Raw genomic sequence first — 18191 nt, 5'->3', positions numbered from 1 at the left:
CATGCAGGTCTTATGCCATTTTCACGTCGATGAGGATATTCGACGTTAAATATGTTAATAAAACGTTGCAATAATGTCCTGATTTTGAAGATAGCAGGTCTGGCGGTTGAACCGCAGCGTTTCGTTGAGTTTTAACGAATTAAATGTTGAGGATATGATCGCGGTTACAAAATTGCCCTGAAACAGGGCAACGGATGATTCTTTGCACGCTGATGGAACGGCTTACGCCCCTTGCCAGCGGGTGAACAGGTCCTGCGGAAGGGTAATATCAAACTGGTCAAGCACGCGATTAACCGTTTGATTAATCACATCATCGAGCGTTTGCGGACGATGATAAAACGCCGGGACTGGTGGCATAATTACCGCCCCAATTTCTGCCGCCTGCGTCATCAATCGCAAATGCCCCAAATGCAGCGGCGTTTCGCGTACACACAGCACCAACGGACGGCGTTCTTTCAACACCACATCCGCCGCACGGGTAAGCAACCCATCGGTGTAACTGTGGACGATGCCAGAAAGCGTTTTGATTGAACAAGGCAGAATAACCATTCCGGCGGTCTGAAAAGAGCCGGAGGAGATACTGGCGGCGATATCACGGCTATCATGATTCACATTTGCCAGCGCCTGCACGTCGCGCACAGAGAGGTCCGTTTCCAGCGCCAGCGTCTGCCGGGCAGCGGCACTCATCACCAGGTGGGTTTCCACATCAGTGACGTCACGCAATACCTGCAACAGGCGCACGCCGTAAATTGCCCCGCTTGCACCAGAAATACCAATGATGAGTCGTTTCATGTGTAATCGCCCTTACTTGCTCAGGGCCGACTTTGCAGGAAATTACGGTGAGTTGCAAGCAAGGACGCAGGTTGCGCCCTTGCTTGCGAGCAAACATTAACCTTCGTTGTGCATCTCAAGGTTTTCCGCTTCGTTCTGACGCAATACCGCTTTGGCATCGTCATTACGCAGGGAGTCGAGGAAATCGAGATATTGCTGGTCGACATCTTTGGTAACGTACACGCCGTTAAATACTGAACATTCAAACTGCTGAATATCCGGGTTCTCAGCACGGACAGCTTCAATCAGATCGTTCAGATCCTGGAAGATCAGACCATCTGCGCCGATTATCTGGCGAATCTCGTCCACTTCACGACCATGCGCAATCAGCTCCGTCGCCGTAGGCATATCGATGCCATAAACGTTCGGGAAGCGAATTTCCGGGGCGGCAGAGGCCAGATACACCTTCTTCGCTCCGGCTTCACGCGCCATCTCGATAATCTGTTCTGAGGTGGTGCCACGCACGATGGAGTCATCCACCAACAGCACGTTTTTATCACGGAATTCCGCACGGTTAGCGTTCAGCTTACGGCGCACAGATTTACGACGCAACTGCTGGCCCGGCATGATAAAGGTACGGCCCACATAGCGGTTTTTCACAAACCCCTGGCGGTACGGCTTACCGAGAATGCGGGCGATTTCCAGCGCGATATCACAGGAGGTTTCCGGGATTGGGATTACTACGTCGATGTCCAGATCTTCCCACTCACGGGCAATTTTTTCGCCAAGCTTAGTCCCCATATTCACACGGGCGCTGTAGACGGAAATTTTGTCGATAAAGGAGTCAGGACGTGCGAAGTAAACGTATTCAAACAGACATGGATTGCTCACCGGGTTATCGGCACACTGACGGGTAAACAGCTGGCCTTTTTCGGTGATGTACACTGCTTCGCCAGGTGCTACGTCGCGCAGGAATTCAAAGCCCAGCGTATCCAGCGCTACGCTCTCAGACGCCACCATGTACTCGGTACGGCCATCGCCAATATCGCGTTTGCCCATCACCAGCGGACGGATACCGTTAGGGTCGCGGAAGGCAACCATACCGTGACCGATAATCATCGCCACGCAGGCATAGGCGCCGCGAATCTGGCGGTTGGTTGCCGCAATGGCCGCAAAAATATTGTCGGCTTCCAGCGGGTAATGGCGGAAGTTATCCAGCTCGCTGGCGAAAATATTCAGCAGAATTTCAGAATCTGAAGTGGTATTGATGTGGCGGCGCTTTTCTTCAAACAGCTTTTTACGCAACTCATGTGCATTGGTCAGGTTGCCATTGTGGGCAAGCGTAATGCCATACGGTGAGTTGACGTAAAAAGGTTGAGCTTCGGAGGCGCTGGAGCTGCCAGCCGTTGGGTAACGCACATGACCGATGCCCATATTGCCCTGCAAACGCTGCATATGGCGCGCTTCAAAAATATCGCTCACCATTCCGTTTGCTTTACGCAAGCGGAAGCAGTTGTTGGCATCAATGGTGATGATGCCCGCAGCATCCTGACCACGATGCTGGAGCACCGTTAACGCGTCATAAATCGACTGGTTTACCGGCATAACACCGGCGATACCGACAATACCGCACATACGTCTTTTCCTCGTTCAGCAACGACCCAAAGTTTATACTTTGGGCAAGAAACTTGACGAGCTTTGCAGATAGTCAAAGAACCATCTGATGATGAAACTGAACTGCGGGATCAGCTGTGACTTACCCCAGTCTTCACTTTTCGACAGACCGGTAAAGGTATCGAGAAAGAACAGTATGGCGGCGACGATCAACGCTCCACGCAAAGCACCGAAGCAAATCCCCAACACTCTGTCGGTACCCGACAGTCCTGTTTTCTCTACCAGTTGGCCTATCACAAAGTTAACGATAGCGCCGACGATAAGTGTCGCGATGAACAGTATCGCGATAGCAATCCCATTTCGAACCAGTTCGTCTTCAAAGCCCGTAAACCAGACAGACAGGTAAGTGTAGTAATGGCTGGCGACAAAGAAAGCACAACCCCAAGTCACCAACGATAATGCTTCACGAACAAAGCCACGGATCAGGCTAACCAGACAGGAAAAACCAATCACCGCGATAATGGCGTAATCAATCCAGACCATATGTGTCCCACGATTTTACGCCCTGTCGTCCTGTTCGGGGCGCATTCTAACAGAAAAAGAAAACGTTTGCGTAGGGATTTCCTTTCCACGCGTAAATAAAAATGGCGCTGAAAAAATCTTCAACGCCATACGATTTTATGCCTCTTCGGACACTGCCGGATGGCGGTGTAAACACCTTGTCCGGCCTACATCAGAGCAACGTAACGCAATCCCTTAGTTAGGGGTATACCCCATCACCACCCCGCTCAAACCAGAGATCTTCTGCAGCTCGCCCAGCGAGTTCTTCAGCTTATCTTTGGAGGCGTCAGGCCCTACGAGAATGCGGGTTATTTTACCCTGCACCGGCGTTGACGGGGAAGTATATACCCGGAAGCCCGCGCCACGAAGTTTACCCACGATCTCATTGACCTTATCCGCGTTTTTCAGCGCGCCGAGCTGTACAACGTACGCTTTGCCGGTAGGGGCTGGCGCTTCCTCAGCGGCCGGTTTCGGCGCTGGAGTCGGTGCCGGTGTTGGCGTCGGGGCGACGGCAACGGGCTGCGGTTTCGGTTTAGGTTTCGGTGGTTCCACAGGCGCAGGGACAGGATCTAACTCCGCGCTGTTTGCCGTCGTCAAACGTGATGGATCCAACGATGGCGCGGCAGCATCACCCGCACGCACCTCTTCTGCCGCCCCTTCCGGCGGCTGAGTCGGCAGCGCCTGCGTTGCTGCAGGCATCATGTCTGGTTCATCGCGATCGCCGGGTTTAGGCACCAGTGGGATCGCTGCAAATTCATCCTGATAATGCTTTTTCTGGCCGTCAAGCAGCCCGGGAAGCACAATTACCCCGAGCGCGACCAGCACAATTGTGCCGACTAATCGGTTCTGAAACTTACTCGCCACCGCTTCTCCCCACGTCTATTACTTCCATGACATGTGCGACAGTGTGAAACGATCCACACACCAACACGGTATCTTCTGGCTTCGCCTCAGCAAGTGCCGCAGTCCATGCCTGCGCCACGCTGTCATAAGCGTTGCCTTTGCCCAGGTGCTCCAGCAGCTGTGCTGCCGTTGCACCACGCGGCCCTTCCAGGGGCGCACAGTACCAGTCGTCAACCACACTTTTCAGCCAGGCTAACGTACCGGCAATATCTTTATCATGTAGCATACCGATAACCGCAAGTACACGCCCGCTTTTCACTAACTTTTTCAGACGTCCGGTCAGATACTCCGCCGCATGCGGGTTATGGGCAACATCAAAAATCACCCGCGGCGACTCGCTCACAATCTGGAAGCGTCCCGGTAAAATCGCTTGTTCGATACCGTCACGAATGGCCTGCTCGCTGACGTTAAGACCGCTTGCGCGCAGTGCAGCCAGTGCGGTTGCAGCGTTAGGTTGTGGCACCTGCGGCAACGGCAGGTGCGCCAGCGTTCCATGAGCATCAGTAAACGACCAGTCGTTCTCCGTGACCGCATAGCGCCAGTCCACACCGCAACGTTGCAAAATCGCCCCGCACTCCTGAGCGACATCTGCGATGGTGTAAGGCATTTCCGGTTCGCCGACGATGGCCGGTTTCTCTGCGCGGAAAATTCCTGCCTTCTCACGACCAATACTTTCGCGATCCGGGCCCAGCCAGTCAGTATGGTCAAGCGCAATACTGGTGACTACTGCGACATCGGCATCGACGATATTGGTGGCGTCAAGGCGGCCGCCTAACCCCACTTCCAGAATAACAACATCCAGTTGGGCCTGTTTAAACAGCCAGAGTGCCGATAACGTACCGTATTCAAAGTAAGTCAGGGAAATGTCACCACGTGCGTCTTCAATCTCAGCAAACGAGGCGGTATGAGCTGATTCCGGCAGTTCACGCCCCTGCACGCGTACGCGTTCCGTGTAGCGCACCAGATGAGGCGAACTGTACACCCCAACTTTATAGCCTGCCGCAGTCAGCACAGATTCCAGCGTACGACAGGTTGTGCCTTTCCCATTGGTTCCTGCCACCGTAAAAACAAATGGCGCAGGTTTCAACACACCCAGTTTACGCGCCACCTGGCTGACGCGTTCAAGGCCCAGATCGATGGTTTTACTGTGCAGGTTTTCAAGATAAGAAAGCCACGACGCCAGGGGCGACGCGGCTTGAGGGATACGTTTATTGTCCATGATGCCTGTAGATTCTTTACGTTGAGAAAAGCAAAAGGGCAGCGCCAACCGGCCTGCCCTTTTTTACACGTCGTTTTCCACGTTGCAGATGTGTTGGCTGTACTCGCTCTCCCGAATCACTTAACGGTGTAAGTTCATCGGGATTAACACTCTTGTCGCCTGCCTGCAACCCGAAACCCATAGCGTAAACTATCAGGCCTCTGGTTCCTGATCGGGAACCGGAGGTACCACTTCGCCTTCACGCGGCTCATCCGGATTCGGCGCAGGAAGATTCATCAGCTTCGCCAGGATGCTTGCCAGTTTCAGGCGCATTTCCGGACGGCGGACGATCATATCGATAGCGCCCTTTTCAATCAGGAACTCGCTGCGCTGGAATCCCGGCGGCAGTTTCTCACGTACGGTTTGCTCGATAACACGCGGACCAGCGAAGCCGATCAATGCTTTCGGTTCTGCAATGTTGAGATCGCCCAGCATCGCGAAGCTTGCGGAAACACCACCCATTGTTGGGTCGGTCAGTACAGAAATATACGGTAAACCGCGTTCCTGCATTTTCGCCAGCGCAGCAGAGGTTTTCGCCATCTGCATCAAAGACATCAGCGCTTCCTGCATACGCGCCCCGCCAGAAGCGGAGAAGCAGATCAGCGGACAGTTGTCTTCCAGCGCCTGCTCAACGGCACGGACAAAACGCGCGCCGACCACAGAGCCCATGGAGCCGCCCATAAACGCGAACTCGAATGCCGCAGCAACGACCGGCATACCGTGGAGCGTGCCTTTCATCACCACCAGCGCATCTTTCTCGCCAGTTTCTTTCTGCGCAGAAGCCAGTCTGTCTTTGTATTTTTTGGAGTCACGAAACTTCAGCACGTCTTTCGGCTCAAGCTCGCTACCCAGTTCCACAAGAGAACCTTCATCTAACAGGCTATGCAGGCGATTGCGCGCCGACATGCGCATATGATGGTCACACTTAGGACAGACCTCAAGATTACGTTCCAGCTCAGCACGGTATAAAACCTGACCGCAGCTATCACACTTGGTCCACACCCCTTCAGGAATGCTTGCCTTGCGGGTGGGAGTAATGTTGCTTTTAATTCGTTCAATCCAGCTCATTGGTGACCTTTCTGCCTGAACCCTAGTCAGCTTTGTTATAAGGGGCGCATAATGCCATTTTTGCCCCTAACAGACCATGAATGTTGCACATTAAAACATAACAGCCCGAAACTTTGGATAAAAAAGTGGTCGAACCGCTGAGTTACTTTCTATTTTGCAGCCCGTGACGCAGCACGCTTATGGCGAATTACTTCAATCACCCCCGGCAATACGGAAAGGACGATAATCGCCACAATCAATAATTTCAGGTTTTCCTGGACGATCGGCAGATCGCCGAACAGGTAGCCTGCGTAGGTGAACAACAATACCCACAGCAACGCGCCTACGACGTTATACATCGCAAAGTGACGGTAGGACATATGTCCCATACCGGCAACAAACGGCGCAAATGTACGCACGATTGGCACGAAACGCGCCAGGATAATCGTCTTACCGCCATGACGCTCGTAGAACGCATGGGTTTTATCCAGGTAGCTGCGGCGGAAAATTTTGGAGTTCGGGTTACTGAAAAGTTTTTCCCCGAACAATCGGCCAATCGTGTAGTTCACCGCATCGCCCACAATCGCCGCCACAATCATCAGTGCCACCATCAGATGAACATTAAGATCGTTGGTTGGCAGCGCAGAAAGCGCACCCGCAACAAACAGCAGCGAATCCCCTGGCAGGAATGGTGTCACCACCAGCCCGGTTTCACAGAACAGGATCAGAAACAGAATGGCGTATACCCAGATACCGTATTCCGCAACCAGCTCCGCCAGGTGCACATCAATGTGCAGGATAAAATCGATAAGAAAGTAAATCAGGTCCATAGTTTTGCCTTTATACGACTCAAATTAGTCCGCCAGAAATAGCGGGCCCATTGGCGGTTTTGGCAGGTCGAACCGGTCCGGGTAATCTACCGCAACCAGATACAATCCTTCCGCTTTCGCCGTTGCCGCTGCCAGCGTTCTGTCCTTTGCCGCTAACAGTTCTGCTATCCAGCTCTCCGGCTGGTTGTTGGCGCCAACTTCCATCAGGCTGCCGACAATATTCCTGACCATATGATGTACAAAGGCATTCGCTTTAATATCCACCACCACATATGCACCGAAACGTTCGACGTTAATGTGCATCACGTTTCGCCACGGCGTGCGCGACTGACACTGCACCGCTCGAAACGAGGTAAAATCATTTTCGCCAATCAGACACTGGGCCGCACGATGCATACGCTCAGCGTCCAGCGGTTCATAGTAATGGGTTACCCCTTTACCCAAAACCGCAGGGCGCAACCGATGATTGTAGATGATGTAGCGATAACGGCGAGCCGTGGCGCTAAATCGGGCATGAAAATCATCGGGTACAGCTTTAACCCAGCGCACGGCGATGTCACCAGGTAAATTCGCATTTACCCCCAGTGTCCAGGCCGCATCTTTACGCTGGGCAGTGGTTTCAAAATGCACGACCTGCCCAGTGCCATGAACGCCCGCATCCGTGCGTCCTGCACAAAAAACATTGATGCGTTCATTCGCCACCTGAGAGAGCGCTTTTTCCAGTTTTTCCTGAACGCTACGCACTTCGTTCTGGCGCTGCCAGCCATAATATTTGCTGCCGTCATACTCAATGCCCAGCGCAATTTTATGGGTTGACGGCTGTTGCTGGTCAGACATTAGTACAGGTACTCCTGCACCAGTTTTTCCGCAATTTTCACCGCCATTAACGCGCCGCCAAAGCGAACGTTGTCCGCCACAGACCAAAACTGAACCTGCTCTGGCATACCGTAATCATTATGCACGCAGCCAATAGAAAGGTGCGGCGTGCCCGATGCATCGCCAACCTGGGTCGGGAAATCGGTCTCTTCCGACAACACCACGTCTTCACCGCGTGAAAACGCATCGCGCGCTTCTTCCGCCGCCAACGGGCGCAGGGCCTCAAAATTCACCATCTGCGCGTGGCCATAAAATACCGGGGACTGCACGATGCTGGCAGAGATGAGCAGACCGTCATCCTGCATAATTTTGCGCACTTCATCAACGATACGACGTTCTTCACGCACGCTACCTTCACGATCGGGCAGCAGCGGCAGCATGTTGAATGCCAACTGACGGCCAAAGAAATCATCTTCGTCAATCGGGATACCGTTAAGCAGTTTTGCACTCTGTCCGGCCAGCGCATCCACCGCTTTTTTGCCATGAGCGGAAGCTGAGATAATATTGGTCACCGTAATACGCGAAAGCCCACCGTCATCAATCAACGGTTTCAGTGCAGACAGCAGTTGGCTGGTCAGACTGTTAGGCACCGCAATCACATTGCGGTTACGGTAATCCGCCAGCACGAACGGGTTAACGTCCGGAACCACCAGCGGAACGTCTGGCTCAAGCGCGAACAGACCGCTGCTGTCAATCACCAGGCAACCTGCATTAGTGGCTTCTTCTACCCAGGCGGCGGTGGCTTCAGCGCCCGCAACAAAAAATGCCAACTGTGCCTGCGTCCAGTCAAAGTCTGCAACGTCCTGTACTATGACCGATTTACCGTTAAAACGCAGATGTTCACCGGCGCTTTCATTACGCGCCAGCGCATAAATTTCACCGACCGGGAACTGGCGTTCAGCCAGCGTATCGAGCAGGGCTTCGCCTACGGCGCCCGTTGCGCCCAGAATGGCAATATTCCAGCCTTCAGACATGGTGATTTACTCCAAGAAATACGTAAGCGTCCCTGTCGCATTATTCGACAGGGAGCATTAAGAAGACATTAATGTGCCGGATGATGAACAGCGTTAAAACCCAGCTTACACAATAAGGCAGCAGCCGTTGCGTCGTCACACATCACATATAAAGACGACCATTCACGACGCTCAAGGTAATTTTTACGCAGTTTATCAAACTCACCCGGAATTCCAGCGACTTTACGCAGCGGCGCATCATCGCGGCGCACATCATACACTAAATGCACCAGCCTTTTCAGCGTTGGCTGATCTAACGGGCCGTGCAGGGTGATACGACCAAATTCCGGCGCGGGTAACAGGGTACTGAGCGCAACGTGCTGCTCGTGACCAATAAACTTACTATAGGCCTCAAAGACCTGCGTGGTGCCACGCGCTTTTCCTTCGAGGGTATACCCGGCAATGTGCGCCGTGCCGATATCGGCTTTCTCCAGCAACGCCACATTGAGATCCGGCTCTCCTTCCCAGACATCCAGCACAACGCTCAGCGACTGACCGGCATTCAATCGGTTCAGCAATGCCGTATTGTCGATGACCGCCCCACGGCAGGCGTTGATCAGAATGGTGCCCGGCTTCAACCGGCTAATTAGCGCGTCATCCGCCATGTGCAGTGTTTTGTACGGCCCGTCTTTAAACAGCGGGGTATGGAAAGTCAGCACATCGGCTTGCTCAACCAGTTCATCCAGCGAGCAGAAATTGCCTTCGTCACCGCGATCGGCTCGCGGTGGATCGCACAGCAGCGTGCGGATCCCCAGCGCTTCCAGACGCGCCTGCAAACGCCCGCCCACGTTGCCCACACCCACAATGCCTACGGTGCGATCGCGTAACGCAAACCCGTCGCGCTCCGCCAGCATCAGCAACGCTGAAAAAACATATTCTACGACCGCTATTGCGTTACAACCGGGCGCGGCGGAAAAACCGATCCCCGCCTGCGCAAGCCAGGCGTCATCTACATGGTCTGTGCCAGCGGTTGCCGTACCGACAAATTTAACCGTTTTTCCGCCAAGCAGTGATTCATTTACTTTCGTCACCGAGCGCACCATTAAAGCATCCGCATCATCCAGTTCAGCAACGGGAATCGGACGACCGGGAACCGCTTTGACCTCCCCCAAACGACTGAACAGTTCGCGGGCATAGGGCATATTTTCATCAACGAGGATTTTCACGTCTTTCGCACCTGTTTGAGAACGAGAGTTAACCAGGCAAGTGTGCCATAATCTCGCCGCCAGGCATACTGCGAGACCTGGTCAGCACAGATTTAAGGAACAGAGATGATGCAGCCCATTTCAGGTACGCCCGCACGCCCTCCCGGCGAAGGCCAAAATGCCCCTTCCGCTGCGGGTGAACAACCGCTATCCACGCAACAACGTACTGTGCTGGAACGGCTAATTACCCGTTTGATTTCACTCACCCAGCAGCAAAGCGCTGAGGTGTGGGCCGGAATGAAGCACGATCTGGGCGTCAAAAGTGATACGCCGCTGCAATCACGTCACTTTCCTGCCGCTGAGCAAAACCTTAACCAACGACTGGGGGTTGCTCAGCAAAATCATGTTAATCGTCAGGTGCTTTCGCAGCTCACTGAATTACTGAGCCAGGGAAATAATCGCCAGGCGGTGAGTGATTTTATCCGTCAGCAGTATGGGCAAACGGCGCTCAGCCAGCTCACGCCTGAGCAGTTGAAGAACGTGCTCACGCTGCTGCAACAAGGACAGCTGTCGATACCGCAGCCGCAGCAGCGCCCGGCTACCGATCGCCCTTTGCTCCCCGCAGAGCACAATACGCTGAACCAGTTAGTTACCAAACTGGCGGCGGCCACGGGAGAATCCGGGAAGATGATCTGGCAGTCGATGCTGGAGTTGTCTGGCGTAAAAAGCGGTGAGCTGATCCCTGCCAAACAGTTTACGCACCTGGTCACCTGGCTGCAGGCGCGCCAGACGCTCAGCCTGCAAAGCGCACCGACGCTACAAACGCTCCAGGCGGCGCTGAAGCTGCCATTAGAGCCGAATGAGCTGACAGCGATAAAAGAATACGCACAGCAAACGTATCAGATCCAACCACAATCGATTCTGACCACGGTGCAGGTGCAGGACTTGCTCAATCAAATTTTCCTGCGTCGCGTGGAACGAGAACGTGAGCTCAGCGAGCCGCGTCATCTGCAGCCCATTTACAGCCCGTTCGCGCCGATGATTGAAACGGTTAAATCTCTGTCGGCACGACCGGGACTGCTGTTTGTTGCGTTGATAATTGCGTTAGCCATTTTCTGGCTGGTCGCTTAACCTTTACGCAGCGTAAGCAACGTTACAATAATCCCCACCACGGCGGATATCGCCCCGGCAAGGAACACTGAGGGATAACCGTACGCGGTGGCCAGCACCCCGGCGACCGGACCGCTTATACCGTAGGAGATATCCTGAAACGCGGCGTAACCGCCCAGCGCCGTACCGCGAACCTGCGCGGGCACTCGCTTCACCACTTCGACGCCCAATGCCGGGAAGATAAGCGAACACCCGGCCCCGGTTAATGCCGCCCCGAGCAGCGCAATCCAGGCCGATGGGGCCTGCCACAGCAAAATCAGCCCCGCAGTTTCCACCAGCAAAGAGACAACGGCGACCTTCACACCGCCGAAACGGTCCGGCATCCAGCCAAACAGAATGCGCATCAGCACAAACGCCCCACCAAACGCAGTCAGGGTGAACCCCGCCATCGTCCAGCCGTTGCTGACAAAATAGAGTGAAATAAAGGTACCGATCACCGCAAAGCCAACGCCCTGCAGCGCCAGGCCTAGGCCCGGTTTCCAGATAAGCCCCACCACGCTCCATAACGAAGGACGTTCTCCTGCATGCGCAGGCACTTTACGCACGGAGCCGTTGAATGCCCATGCCAGCAACGGTAATACCATCGTCGTTCCCGCCAGCGCCGCGAAGCCAAAGTGGCTGTGGATCAACAGGCCCAGCGGTGCACCAGCGGCCAGCGCACCGTAAATCGCCATTCCGTTCCACGACATCACCTTACCGGAGCGTGTTGGGCCGACCAGCCCCAACCCCCAGGTCAGCGTACCGGTGAGCAGTTGGCTTTCGCCAAAGCCGAGGATCAAACGCCCGACGATTAACAACGCAAATTTTACAGGGACAGAAACAGGCAATAGCGCGGCTAAAAGCCACGCCGCTCCCGCCAGCCCACAGGCAAACATCCCCTGTAGCGCCGAGCGTTTAGCACCATATTGATCGGCTAAGCGCCCGGCGTAGCCGCGCGTTAATACCGTTGCCAGAAACTGTACACCTACGGCGATACCGACCATGGTGTTGCCATAGCCCAGTTCCTGATGCACAAACAGAGGAATCACGGGCAAAGGGAGACCGACCGTCATATAGGTCAGGAAAACTGCAAAAGCGATACGAAACAGCGAAAAGTTCGCCGAAGGTGTTTTTTCTTGTTGGGTTACAGCTGTCATGCGTTACTCCAAAATGCAGAGTAAGGCGAGGAATGTCCACGCCCCCTCTACCTGACTATCAGGATTAAGGTGCGTTGGATAACGTTAAACGCTTACGCATTATCAAGAGGATAATGTTGAAGCTGGAGTCTGCCTGCGAGTGACCCTGGCTGTCAACTGTGAAAGCATAGCTGTGTGTTTCAAAGCGGTGACTTCTCAACGAACAAAAAGGGAAATACCGCATCAATGCCTTTCGCTCTAAACCTCCCGGTTACCTGTTCACGCAGCTGCGGCGTCAGGAGCCGGAACATCATATCCCAAATCTCTTTGGGCTCGGCTTCCTGCACAATGTTGCGATCAGGCGCCTCTGTTTTCTCATTTTCATTCAGATACGAGCGTACATACAGTGGGAACACAGAAATATGAAATTCCTCGGCCTTAGATTTCGCGCGCTTGCGCTTAACGCCCTCCTTCCCTTCACTGTTGGTATTTAAGCGCAGACGTACAGCTGGTGCGCTTCCAGGAAACCCCGGTAATTCAAGACACTCCTTTACCGTGAACCACTCTTTTACCATCAGTTTCTTTCCTTTCTGCTGATGAAATAAAAATATTTTTTCTTTTTCGCGAAATTTCAAATTAATTCTGGCAATATTCCTACGACAAAAAGAAAGTAACGTTCTTTTTTTCTAATTTATACCCTGAAAAATATCGGCACCGATAACACATCTTCTTAGGATTACAGAATGGAACACAAAAGCCAAGACTGGCATCGTGCAGATATTAAAAGTGCACTGGAAAAAAGAGGCATTACGCTCAGAGAATTGTCACGTTCTGCGGGCTTGTCTCCTGATTCGCTACGAAATGTATTTACCCGCAACTGGCCCAGAGCAGAACAGATCATCGCACAGGCGCTGGAAACCACGCCGGACATGATTTGGCCATCGCGCTACCTCTCGAAATCAGAAAAAATAACCGTCACAAAAAATAACCATAAACTATAAATGCGTTACCCATAATTTGCATGGCAGATTAATTTATATCTCAACCAAATATATTCCCGATATTAATAGCACTATCGGTCATGCCCATCAGATTAAATCCTGTTAAAGCAATACACGAACTTATTACATATTCTTTTAACAGGAGTCATGATGAGCTGGAATAAAACAGCAGCAACAAATTATGCGAAATCACATGCAGGCGCGCATTCTTAGAATGCGCTGTGCAGAATTTACCCGCAAAGCCATTCAGGCAGGAGGTATCTCTCTTGGGAATACCTACCATGCTAAAGATTATGGACCGCTGTTAAAAAACGCAGGATTCCGTCCTATCGGCACATTTGAACAACCCAGAGCAGGAGATGTCGTCGTCATTCAACCTTATGAGGGAGGAAACCCAAGCGGGCATATGGCGATATTTGACGGTCAGGAGTGGTACTCCGATTTTAGACAACGTGATATGTGGGCGGGGCCAGGCTATCGGGCGGCAAAGCCTTCATACACTATTTACAGGAAGTAGTAATGAAAGCGTTCCCATTGATTGCTCTAGTTTTGTTACTTTGTAGCTGTTCTTCATCACGCAGTGACAGCACTCAGGATGTTAAACAATTCTATCTCGCGTGGATGTCCGCCTACACACAAGATCGAGATACGTCCGCGCTCATGCAACGTTATGTGGCGAAAGACGTTATCGACCGTCTGGCGCTGATTGGCAGCCTTTACGAGCAGGAAATAATAAATTCTGACTACTTTATGTACGTGCAGGATTATGACCCCGAATGGATCCCGCGGCTACGGGTTGGAGCAGTTCAGCCCTTTCTCGGTGGCGAAAAGGTGGAAGTACAATTAGGTGGACCGGCAGGCGAAGCGTCCATGCAACTGGAAGTGTATACGCGTTGGGAAGAGGGTCGCTGGAAAATTTATCGCGTGCGGGATCTGGGCAATCAATTTGAACAGCCAATCTACAGCGCCGGTGATATCGCACACGCCAAGGCATGGTCTGCGGAGATCGCACCGGAGTACGAAAAAATGAATAGATAAAAAAGGGGAGCCATCAGGCTCCCCTTTGCATCTCATTTTTCATTTTGCAGACTTATGCTTTCAGCTTACGCATAACCAGCGTTGCGTTAGTGCCGCCAAAGCCGAAGCTGTTGGACATCACGGTAGTCAGCGCCTGCTCGGTCGGTTTGGTCACGATGTTCAGACCTGCCGCCTGCTCATCCAGTTCTTCAATGTTGATGCTCGGCGCGATAAAGCCGTGTTCCAGCATCAGCAGAGAGTAGATAGCTTCCTGTACGCCAGCTGCGCCCAGGGAGTGGCCGGTCATGGCTTTAGTCGCAGAGATTGCCGGGCTGTTGTCGCCAAATACTTCACGAATTGCACCCAGCTCTTTCACGTCGCCTACCGGGGTAGAGGTACCGTGAGAGTTCAGGTAGTCGATCGGGGAGTCTACACCGTGCATCGCCATTTGCATGCAACGTACTGCGCCTTCGCCAGACGGAGCAACCATGTCTGCTCCATCGGACGTTGCGCCGTAACCAACGATTTCCGCATAGATGTGCGCGCCACGTGCCAGCGCGTGTTCCAGCTCTTCAACCACAACCATACCGCCGCCGCCGGCAATAACGAAACCATCGCGGTTTGCGTCATAGGTACGGGAAGCTTTGGACGGATCGTCGTTGTATTTAGTAGACAGCGCGCCCATGGCGTCGAATTCACACGCCATTTCCCAGCACAGCTCTTCGCCGCCGCCAGCAAAAACGATGTCCTGTTTGCCCAGTTGAATTTGTTCTACCGCGTTACCGATACAGTGCGCAGATGTCGCACAGGCAGAGCTGATAGAGTAGTTTACGCCGTGGATTTTGAACGGCGTTGCGAGGCAGGCAGAAACGCCGGACGCCATCGCTTTGGTGACCACATACGGGCCAACCGCTTTCAGACCACGCGGGCTACGCATTGCGTCAGCACCGAACACTTGAAAACGCGGGGAACCGCCGCCGGAACCTGCAATCAGGCCAACGCGCGGGTTGTTCTGGTAATCTTCTGCTGCAAGGCCGGCATCAGCCACTGCCTGTTCCATAGAAAGGAATGCATAGATGGATGCGTCGCTCATAAAGCGCACTACTTTGCGGTCAATGAGGCCAGTGGTATCCAGTTTTACGTTGCCCCAAACGTGGCTACGCATGCCGGAGTCCTTCAGCTCCTGAGAGAAAGTGATCCCTGAACGTCCTTCACGCAGAGATGCCAGGACTTCCTGCTGGTTATTACCGATGCTGGAAACGATGCCCAAGCCAGTAATCACTGCACGTTTCATTCAATACCTCTGTAAGTCGCACTATTTTAAAGTTTCGAGTGGCACAATAGCGTACACTTGTACGCCGAACAAGTCCGATCAGCCATTTAATGTGGAAATTTGCGCAGCCAGGCACTCATCGCTAAGATCGGGGCACAGCCTGCCAGACGAGTAACTTACGTGAAACAATACGCTATACAACCTGCAAACCTTGAATTCAACGCTGAGGGTACACCTGTTTCCCGAGATTTTGACGATGTCTATTTTTCTAATGATAACGGGCTGGAAGAGACACGTTACGTCTTTCTCGGCGGGAATCATCTCGCCCAGCGATTCCCTGCGCATTCACGTCCCCTCTTCGTGGTGGCAGAAAGCGGGTTTGGCACCGGACTTAACTTCCTGACGCTCTGGCAGGCATTTACCGATTTTCGCGATACCCATCCTGAAGCTACCCTGGAAAGATTACATTTCATCAGTTTTGAAAAATATCCGCTAACGCGTGAAGATCTCACCTTAGCCCATCAGCACTGGCCAGAACTTGCCCCATGGGCCACGGCGCTGCAAGAGCAATGGCCGCTGCCGCTGGCGGGATGCCATCGCCTGCTCCTTGATGAAGGACGCGTCACGCTGGATCTGTGGTTTGGCGATATTAACGAACTGACCAGTAAGCTCGATGACTCCCTGAATCAAAAAGTGGACGCCTGGTTTCTGGACGGTTTCGCACCGGCAAAAAATCCGGATATGTGGACGCCAACGCTGTTTAACGCAATGGCCCGTCTGGCTCGTCCGGGCGGTACGCTGGCGACCTTCACCTCAGCGGGCTTTGTGCGTCGGGGGTTGCAGGAAGCCGGGTTTACGATGCAAAAATGCAAAGGCTTTGGTCGCAAACGCGAAATGCTCTGTGGTGTAATGGAACAGACGCTGGCGCGCCCCTCCTCGGCTCCCTGGTTTGCACGTTCCGGAACAGATAAACGCGAAGCCGCCATTATTGGTGGGGGGATTGCCAGCGCATTGCTGTCGTTGGCGTTACTGCGCCGCGGTTGGCAGGTCACGCTCTATTGCGCAGATGCGAAACCTGCCGGGGGCGCATCCGGCAATCGTCAGGGCGCGCTCTATCCGTTGCTCAGCAAGCATGACGCGGCCATTAATCTCTTTTTCCCCACCGCGTTTACCTTCGCTCGTCGACTGTATGACGCCCTCCCCGTTGAGTTCGCGCATGACTGGTGCGGTGTGACACAACTAGCGTGGGATGAAAAAAGCCAGCAAAAAATCGACCAAATGCTGTCCCTTGAATTGCCTGATGCGCTCGCCGTCAGCGTTAACGCAGAGCAGGTTTTACAAACGACCGGCGTAGAAACCGGATGCGGCGGGATTCAGTACCCTGCCGGAGGATGGCTGTGTCCGGCACAATTAACCGCCGCCGTATTCGACTACGCCGCAACGCTGGGATTACGCACCCGGTATCAACATACGCTGGCCTCGCTGTCTCGGCAGACAGAACACTGGCAATTGACGTTTGCCAGTGGCGAAACCGCCACTCACGCTGCGGTGGTTCTGGCTAACGGGCATCGCATTAATGGCGTTGAGCAAACGCAGTCGCTACCGGTGTACTCCGTAGGCGGTCAGGTGAGTCACATTCCTACCACGCCTTCGCTTTCAGCGCTGCGTCAGGTGCTGTGCTATGACGGCTACCTCACGCCGCATAACCCGCAAAACCAGCAGCACTGCATTGGCGCCAGCTATCATCGCGGAAGTGAAGAAACGCTGTATCGCGCGGACGATCAGCAGCAAAACCGTCAGCGCTTAATAGATTGTTTCCCGAATGCCTCGTGGGCAAAAGAAGTAGACGTTAGTGGCAATGCCGCCCGTTGTGGAGTGCGCTGCGCCACGCGCGATCACATGCCAATGGTCGGCAACGTCGCGGATTATGACGCCACGCTCAGCCAGTATGCCACTCTTGCCGAAGACAAAGAGCACGCCGTAAACGCCCCGGTGTATTCCGATTTATTTATGTTAGGTGCACTGGGCTCGCGCGGGCTGTGTACTGCCCCGCTGTGTGCAGAAATTCTGGCATCGCAAATGAGCGATGAACCTATACCCATGGATGCCAGCACGCTGGCAGCGCTGAATCCGAATCGTCTGTGGGTGAGGAAGTTATTGAAGGGTAAAGCGGTGAAATAAGATACCATCTCGCCATTGCCTGATGGCGCTACGCTTATCAGGCCTACAACCCCCGTCCGCGTAGGCCGGATAAGACGCCTTCGCGTCGCCATCCGGCACAATCCACTGCTATTATTATTGCGTTGCCTTCTGAAACAGTGTGTCCCACATCTCTTTCACTAACGCCTGGTCACGCGGCGAGAGTTCGCCTGCGCTGATGGCTTTTTCCAGGCTGCTGGTCACATTGGCGTACAATGCCTCAGCGGAATGGTCCTCGCCAGCATCCAGCTCAGCCACAGCCAGCGTCAGGTGCCCACGCAAATAGCCACTGGCAAACAACTCATCATCGCTGGCGTGCTCTACCATATCGTCGATTAATGCCAGAATGCGTGATTCAAACTCCGCGATCATCTTATTTCCTCATTGTAAACGTGGCA

18 protein-coding genes and 1 pseudogene are annotated in these 18191 nt (G+C 53.5%); 5 read left to right on the top strand and 14 right to left on the bottom strand.

Features of this window, described 5'->3' with window-relative positions:
- Positions 1-222: 222 nt before the first annotated feature.
- The 10 genes from OGY67_RS01015 to pdxB form a co-directional block, all read right to left on the bottom strand.
- On the bottom strand, positions 223-792 hold the full coding sequence (locus OGY67_RS01015) for a UbiX family flavin prenyltransferase (protein ID WP_060683492.1): 570 nt from the start codon (positions 790-792) through the stop codon (positions 223-225).
- Positions 793-888: 96 nt separating this feature from the next.
- Positions 889-2406 carry an amidophosphoribosyltransferase gene (gene purF, locus OGY67_RS01010; RefSeq protein ID WP_003028127.1) on the bottom strand — a complete coding sequence of 506 codons (1518 nt, stop codon included), beginning with the start codon at positions 2404-2406 and terminating at the stop codon, positions 889-891.
- Positions 2407-2439: 33 nt separating this feature from the next.
- Complete coding sequence (gene cvpA, locus OGY67_RS01005) at positions 2440-2928, bottom strand: colicin V production protein (protein ID WP_003028129.1); 489 nt, start codon at positions 2926-2928, stop codon at positions 2440-2442.
- 213 nt (positions 2929-3141) lie between these two features.
- Entirely contained in the window at positions 3142-3810 is a 669-nt protein-coding gene (dedD, locus tag OGY67_RS01000) for a cell division protein DedD (protein WP_003834793.1), read from the bottom strand.
- Entirely contained in the window at positions 3800-5068 is a 1269-nt protein-coding gene (gene folC / locus OGY67_RS00995; RefSeq protein WP_057067945.1) for a bifunctional tetrahydrofolate synthase/dihydrofolate synthase, read from the bottom strand. Before folC ends, dedD begins: the two co-directional genes overlap by 11 nt.
- Before the next feature lie 192 nt (positions 5069-5260).
- Positions 5261-6175: an acetyl-CoA carboxylase, carboxyltransferase subunit beta gene (gene accD / locus OGY67_RS00990; RefSeq protein WP_003834797.1), complete on the bottom strand. Its 915-nt coding sequence runs from the start codon at positions 6173-6175 to the stop codon at positions 5261-5263.
- Positions 6176-6324: 149 nt separating this feature from the next.
- Complete coding sequence (locus OGY67_RS00985; protein ID WP_003028140.1) at positions 6325-6984, bottom strand: DedA family protein; 660 nt, start codon at positions 6982-6984, stop codon at positions 6325-6327.
- A 24-nt stretch (positions 6985-7008) separates the two neighbouring features.
- Positions 7009-7821 (bottom strand): tRNA pseudouridine(38-40) synthase TruA, encoded by an 813-nt coding sequence (truA, locus tag OGY67_RS00980; RefSeq protein WP_003028142.1) that lies wholly within the window; start codon positions 7819-7821, stop codon positions 7009-7011.
- A complete protein-coding gene (locus OGY67_RS00975; RefSeq protein ID WP_008785360.1) occupies positions 7821-8834 on the bottom strand; it encodes an aspartate-semialdehyde dehydrogenase in 1014 nt (337 codons plus the stop codon). The genes truA and OGY67_RS00975 overlap by 1 nt, the downstream gene beginning before the upstream one ends.
- A gap of 68 nt (positions 8835-8902) precedes the next feature.
- Complete coding sequence (pdxB, locus tag OGY67_RS00970) at positions 8903-10039, bottom strand: 4-phosphoerythronate dehydrogenase PdxB (protein ID WP_239605447.1); 1137 nt, start codon at positions 10037-10039, stop codon at positions 8903-8905.
- A 108-nt stretch (positions 10040-10147) separates the two neighbouring features.
- On the opposite strand from pdxB, the gene flk reads away from it, so the two are divergent.
- The gene (flk, locus tag OGY67_RS00965; protein WP_008785362.1) at positions 10148-11149 is read left to right on the top strand and encodes a flagella biosynthesis regulator Flk; all 1002 of its coding nucleotides are present in this window, start codon (positions 10148-10150) and stop codon (positions 11147-11149) included.
- Here the strand turns inward: flk and OGY67_RS00960 are convergent.
- Positions 11146-12324 (bottom strand): MFS transporter, encoded by a 1179-nt coding sequence (locus tag OGY67_RS00960; RefSeq protein WP_198801510.1) that lies wholly within the window; start codon positions 12322-12324, stop codon positions 11146-11148. The genes flk and OGY67_RS00960 overlap by 4 nt on opposite strands.
- A 179-nt stretch (positions 12325-12503) precedes the next feature.
- Entirely contained in the window at positions 12504-12878 is a 375-nt protein-coding gene (locus tag OGY67_RS00955) for a hypothetical protein (RefSeq protein WP_286573796.1), read from the bottom strand.
- Positions 12879-13046: 168 nt separating this feature from the next.
- Between OGY67_RS00955 and OGY67_RS00950 the strand changes: the two genes are divergently transcribed.
- The 3 genes and pseudogenes from OGY67_RS00950 (at position 13047) to OGY67_RS00940 (ending at position 14342) form a co-directional block, all read left to right on the top strand.
- Positions 13047-13304, top strand: a complete 258-nt coding sequence (locus OGY67_RS00950) for a helix-turn-helix domain-containing protein (protein WP_060683488.1) — start codon at positions 13047-13049, stop codon at positions 13302-13304.
- Positions 13305-13454: 150 nt separating this feature from the next.
- Positions 13455-13821, top strand: a pseudogene (locus tag OGY67_RS00945) (CHAP domain-containing protein).
- 2 nt (positions 13822-13823) lie between these two features.
- Positions 13824-14342, top strand: a complete 519-nt coding sequence (locus tag OGY67_RS00940) for a YqhG/Tai3 family protein (RefSeq protein WP_286573142.1) — start codon at positions 13824-13826, stop codon at positions 14340-14342.
- A gap of 52 nt (positions 14343-14394) precedes the next feature.
- Here OGY67_RS00940 and fabB read toward each other — a convergent pair whose 3' ends face one another.
- A complete protein-coding gene (gene fabB / locus OGY67_RS00935) occupies positions 14395-15615 on the bottom strand; it encodes a beta-ketoacyl-ACP synthase I (RefSeq protein ID WP_286573140.1) in 1221 nt (406 codons plus the stop codon).
- Positions 15616-15774: 159 nt separating this feature from the next.
- On the opposite strand from fabB, the gene mnmC reads away from it, so the two are divergent.
- On the top strand, positions 15775-17775 hold the full coding sequence (gene mnmC, locus OGY67_RS00930; RefSeq protein ID WP_286573138.1) for a bifunctional tRNA (5-methylaminomethyl-2-thiouridine)(34)-methyltransferase MnmC2/FAD-dependent 5-carboxymethylaminomethyl-2-thiouridine(34) oxidoreductase MnmC1: 2001 nt from the start codon (positions 15775-15777) through the stop codon (positions 17773-17775).
- A 114-nt stretch (positions 17776-17889) separates the two neighbouring features.
- Here the strand turns inward: mnmC and OGY67_RS00925 are convergent, their stop codons facing one another.
- Complete coding sequence (locus OGY67_RS00925; RefSeq protein WP_003028163.1) at positions 17890-18165, bottom strand: YfcL family protein; 276 nt, start codon at positions 18163-18165, stop codon at positions 17890-17892.
- Positions 18166-18191: the final 26 nt, after the last annotated feature.

This window comes from Citrobacter sp. Cpo015 (genome assembly GCF_030333035.1).
GTDB classification, from domain to species: Bacteria; Pseudomonadota; Gammaproteobacteria; order Enterobacterales; family Enterobacteriaceae; genus Citrobacter; species Citrobacter portucalensis.
Note: the sequence above shows the minus strand (reverse complement) of the source record. Positions and strands in the feature narration are given on the sequence as shown.

What these genes read in the sequence shown, in the direction of transcription:
- OGY67_RS01015 (WP_060683492.1), bottom strand. Translation starts at nt 792, where the DNA reads ATGAAACGACTCATCATTGGTATTTCTGGTGCAAGCGGGGCAATTTAC.
- purF (WP_003028127.1), bottom strand. Translation starts at nt 2,406, where the DNA reads ATGTGCGGTATTGTCGGTATCGCCGGTGTTATGCCGGTAAACCAGTCG.
- cvpA (WP_003028129.1), bottom strand. Translation starts at nt 2,928, where the DNA reads ATGGTCTGGATTGATTACGCCATTATCGCGGTGATTGGTTTTTCCTGT.
- folC (WP_057067945.1), bottom strand. Translation starts at nt 5,068, where the DNA reads ATGGACAATAAACGTATCCCTCAAGCCGCGTCGCCCCTGGCGTCGTGG.
- accD (WP_003834797.1), bottom strand. Translation starts at nt 6,175, where the DNA reads ATGAGCTGGATTGAACGAATTAAAAGCAACATTACTCCCACCCGCAAG.
- OGY67_RS00985 (WP_003028140.1), bottom strand. Translation starts at nt 6,984, where the DNA reads ATGGACCTGATTTACTTTCTTATCGATTTTATCCTGCACATTGATGTG.
- truA (WP_003028142.1), bottom strand. Translation starts at nt 7,821, where the DNA reads ATGTCTGACCAGCAACAGCCGTCAACCCATAAAATTGCGCTGGGCATT.
- OGY67_RS00975 (WP_008785360.1), bottom strand. Translation starts at nt 8,834, where the DNA reads ATGTCTGAAGGCTGGAATATTGCCATTCTGGGCGCAACGGGCGCCGTA.
- flk (WP_008785362.1), top strand. Translation starts at nt 10,148, where the DNA reads ATGCAGCCCATTTCAGGTACGCCCGCACGCCCTCCCGGCGAAGGCCAA.
- OGY67_RS00960 (WP_198801510.1), bottom strand. Translation starts at nt 12,324, where the DNA reads ATGACAGCTGTAACCCAACAAGAAAAAACACCTTCGGCGAACTTTTCG.
- OGY67_RS00955 (WP_286573796.1), bottom strand. Translation starts at nt 12,878, where the DNA reads ATGGTAAAAGAGTGGTTCACGGTAAAGGAGTGTCTTGAATTACCGGGG.
- OGY67_RS00950 (WP_060683488.1), top strand. Translation starts at nt 13,047, where the DNA reads ATGGAACACAAAAGCCAAGACTGGCATCGTGCAGATATTAAAAGTGCA.
- OGY67_RS00940 (WP_286573142.1), top strand. Translation starts at nt 13,824, where the DNA reads ATGAAAGCGTTCCCATTGATTGCTCTAGTTTTGTTACTTTGTAGCTGT.
- fabB (WP_286573140.1), bottom strand. Translation starts at nt 15,615, where the DNA reads ATGAAACGTGCAGTGATTACTGGCTTGGGCATCGTTTCCAGCATCGGT.
- OGY67_RS00925 (WP_003028163.1), bottom strand. Translation starts at nt 18,165, where the DNA reads ATGATCGCGGAGTTTGAATCACGCATTCTGGCATTAATCGACGATATG.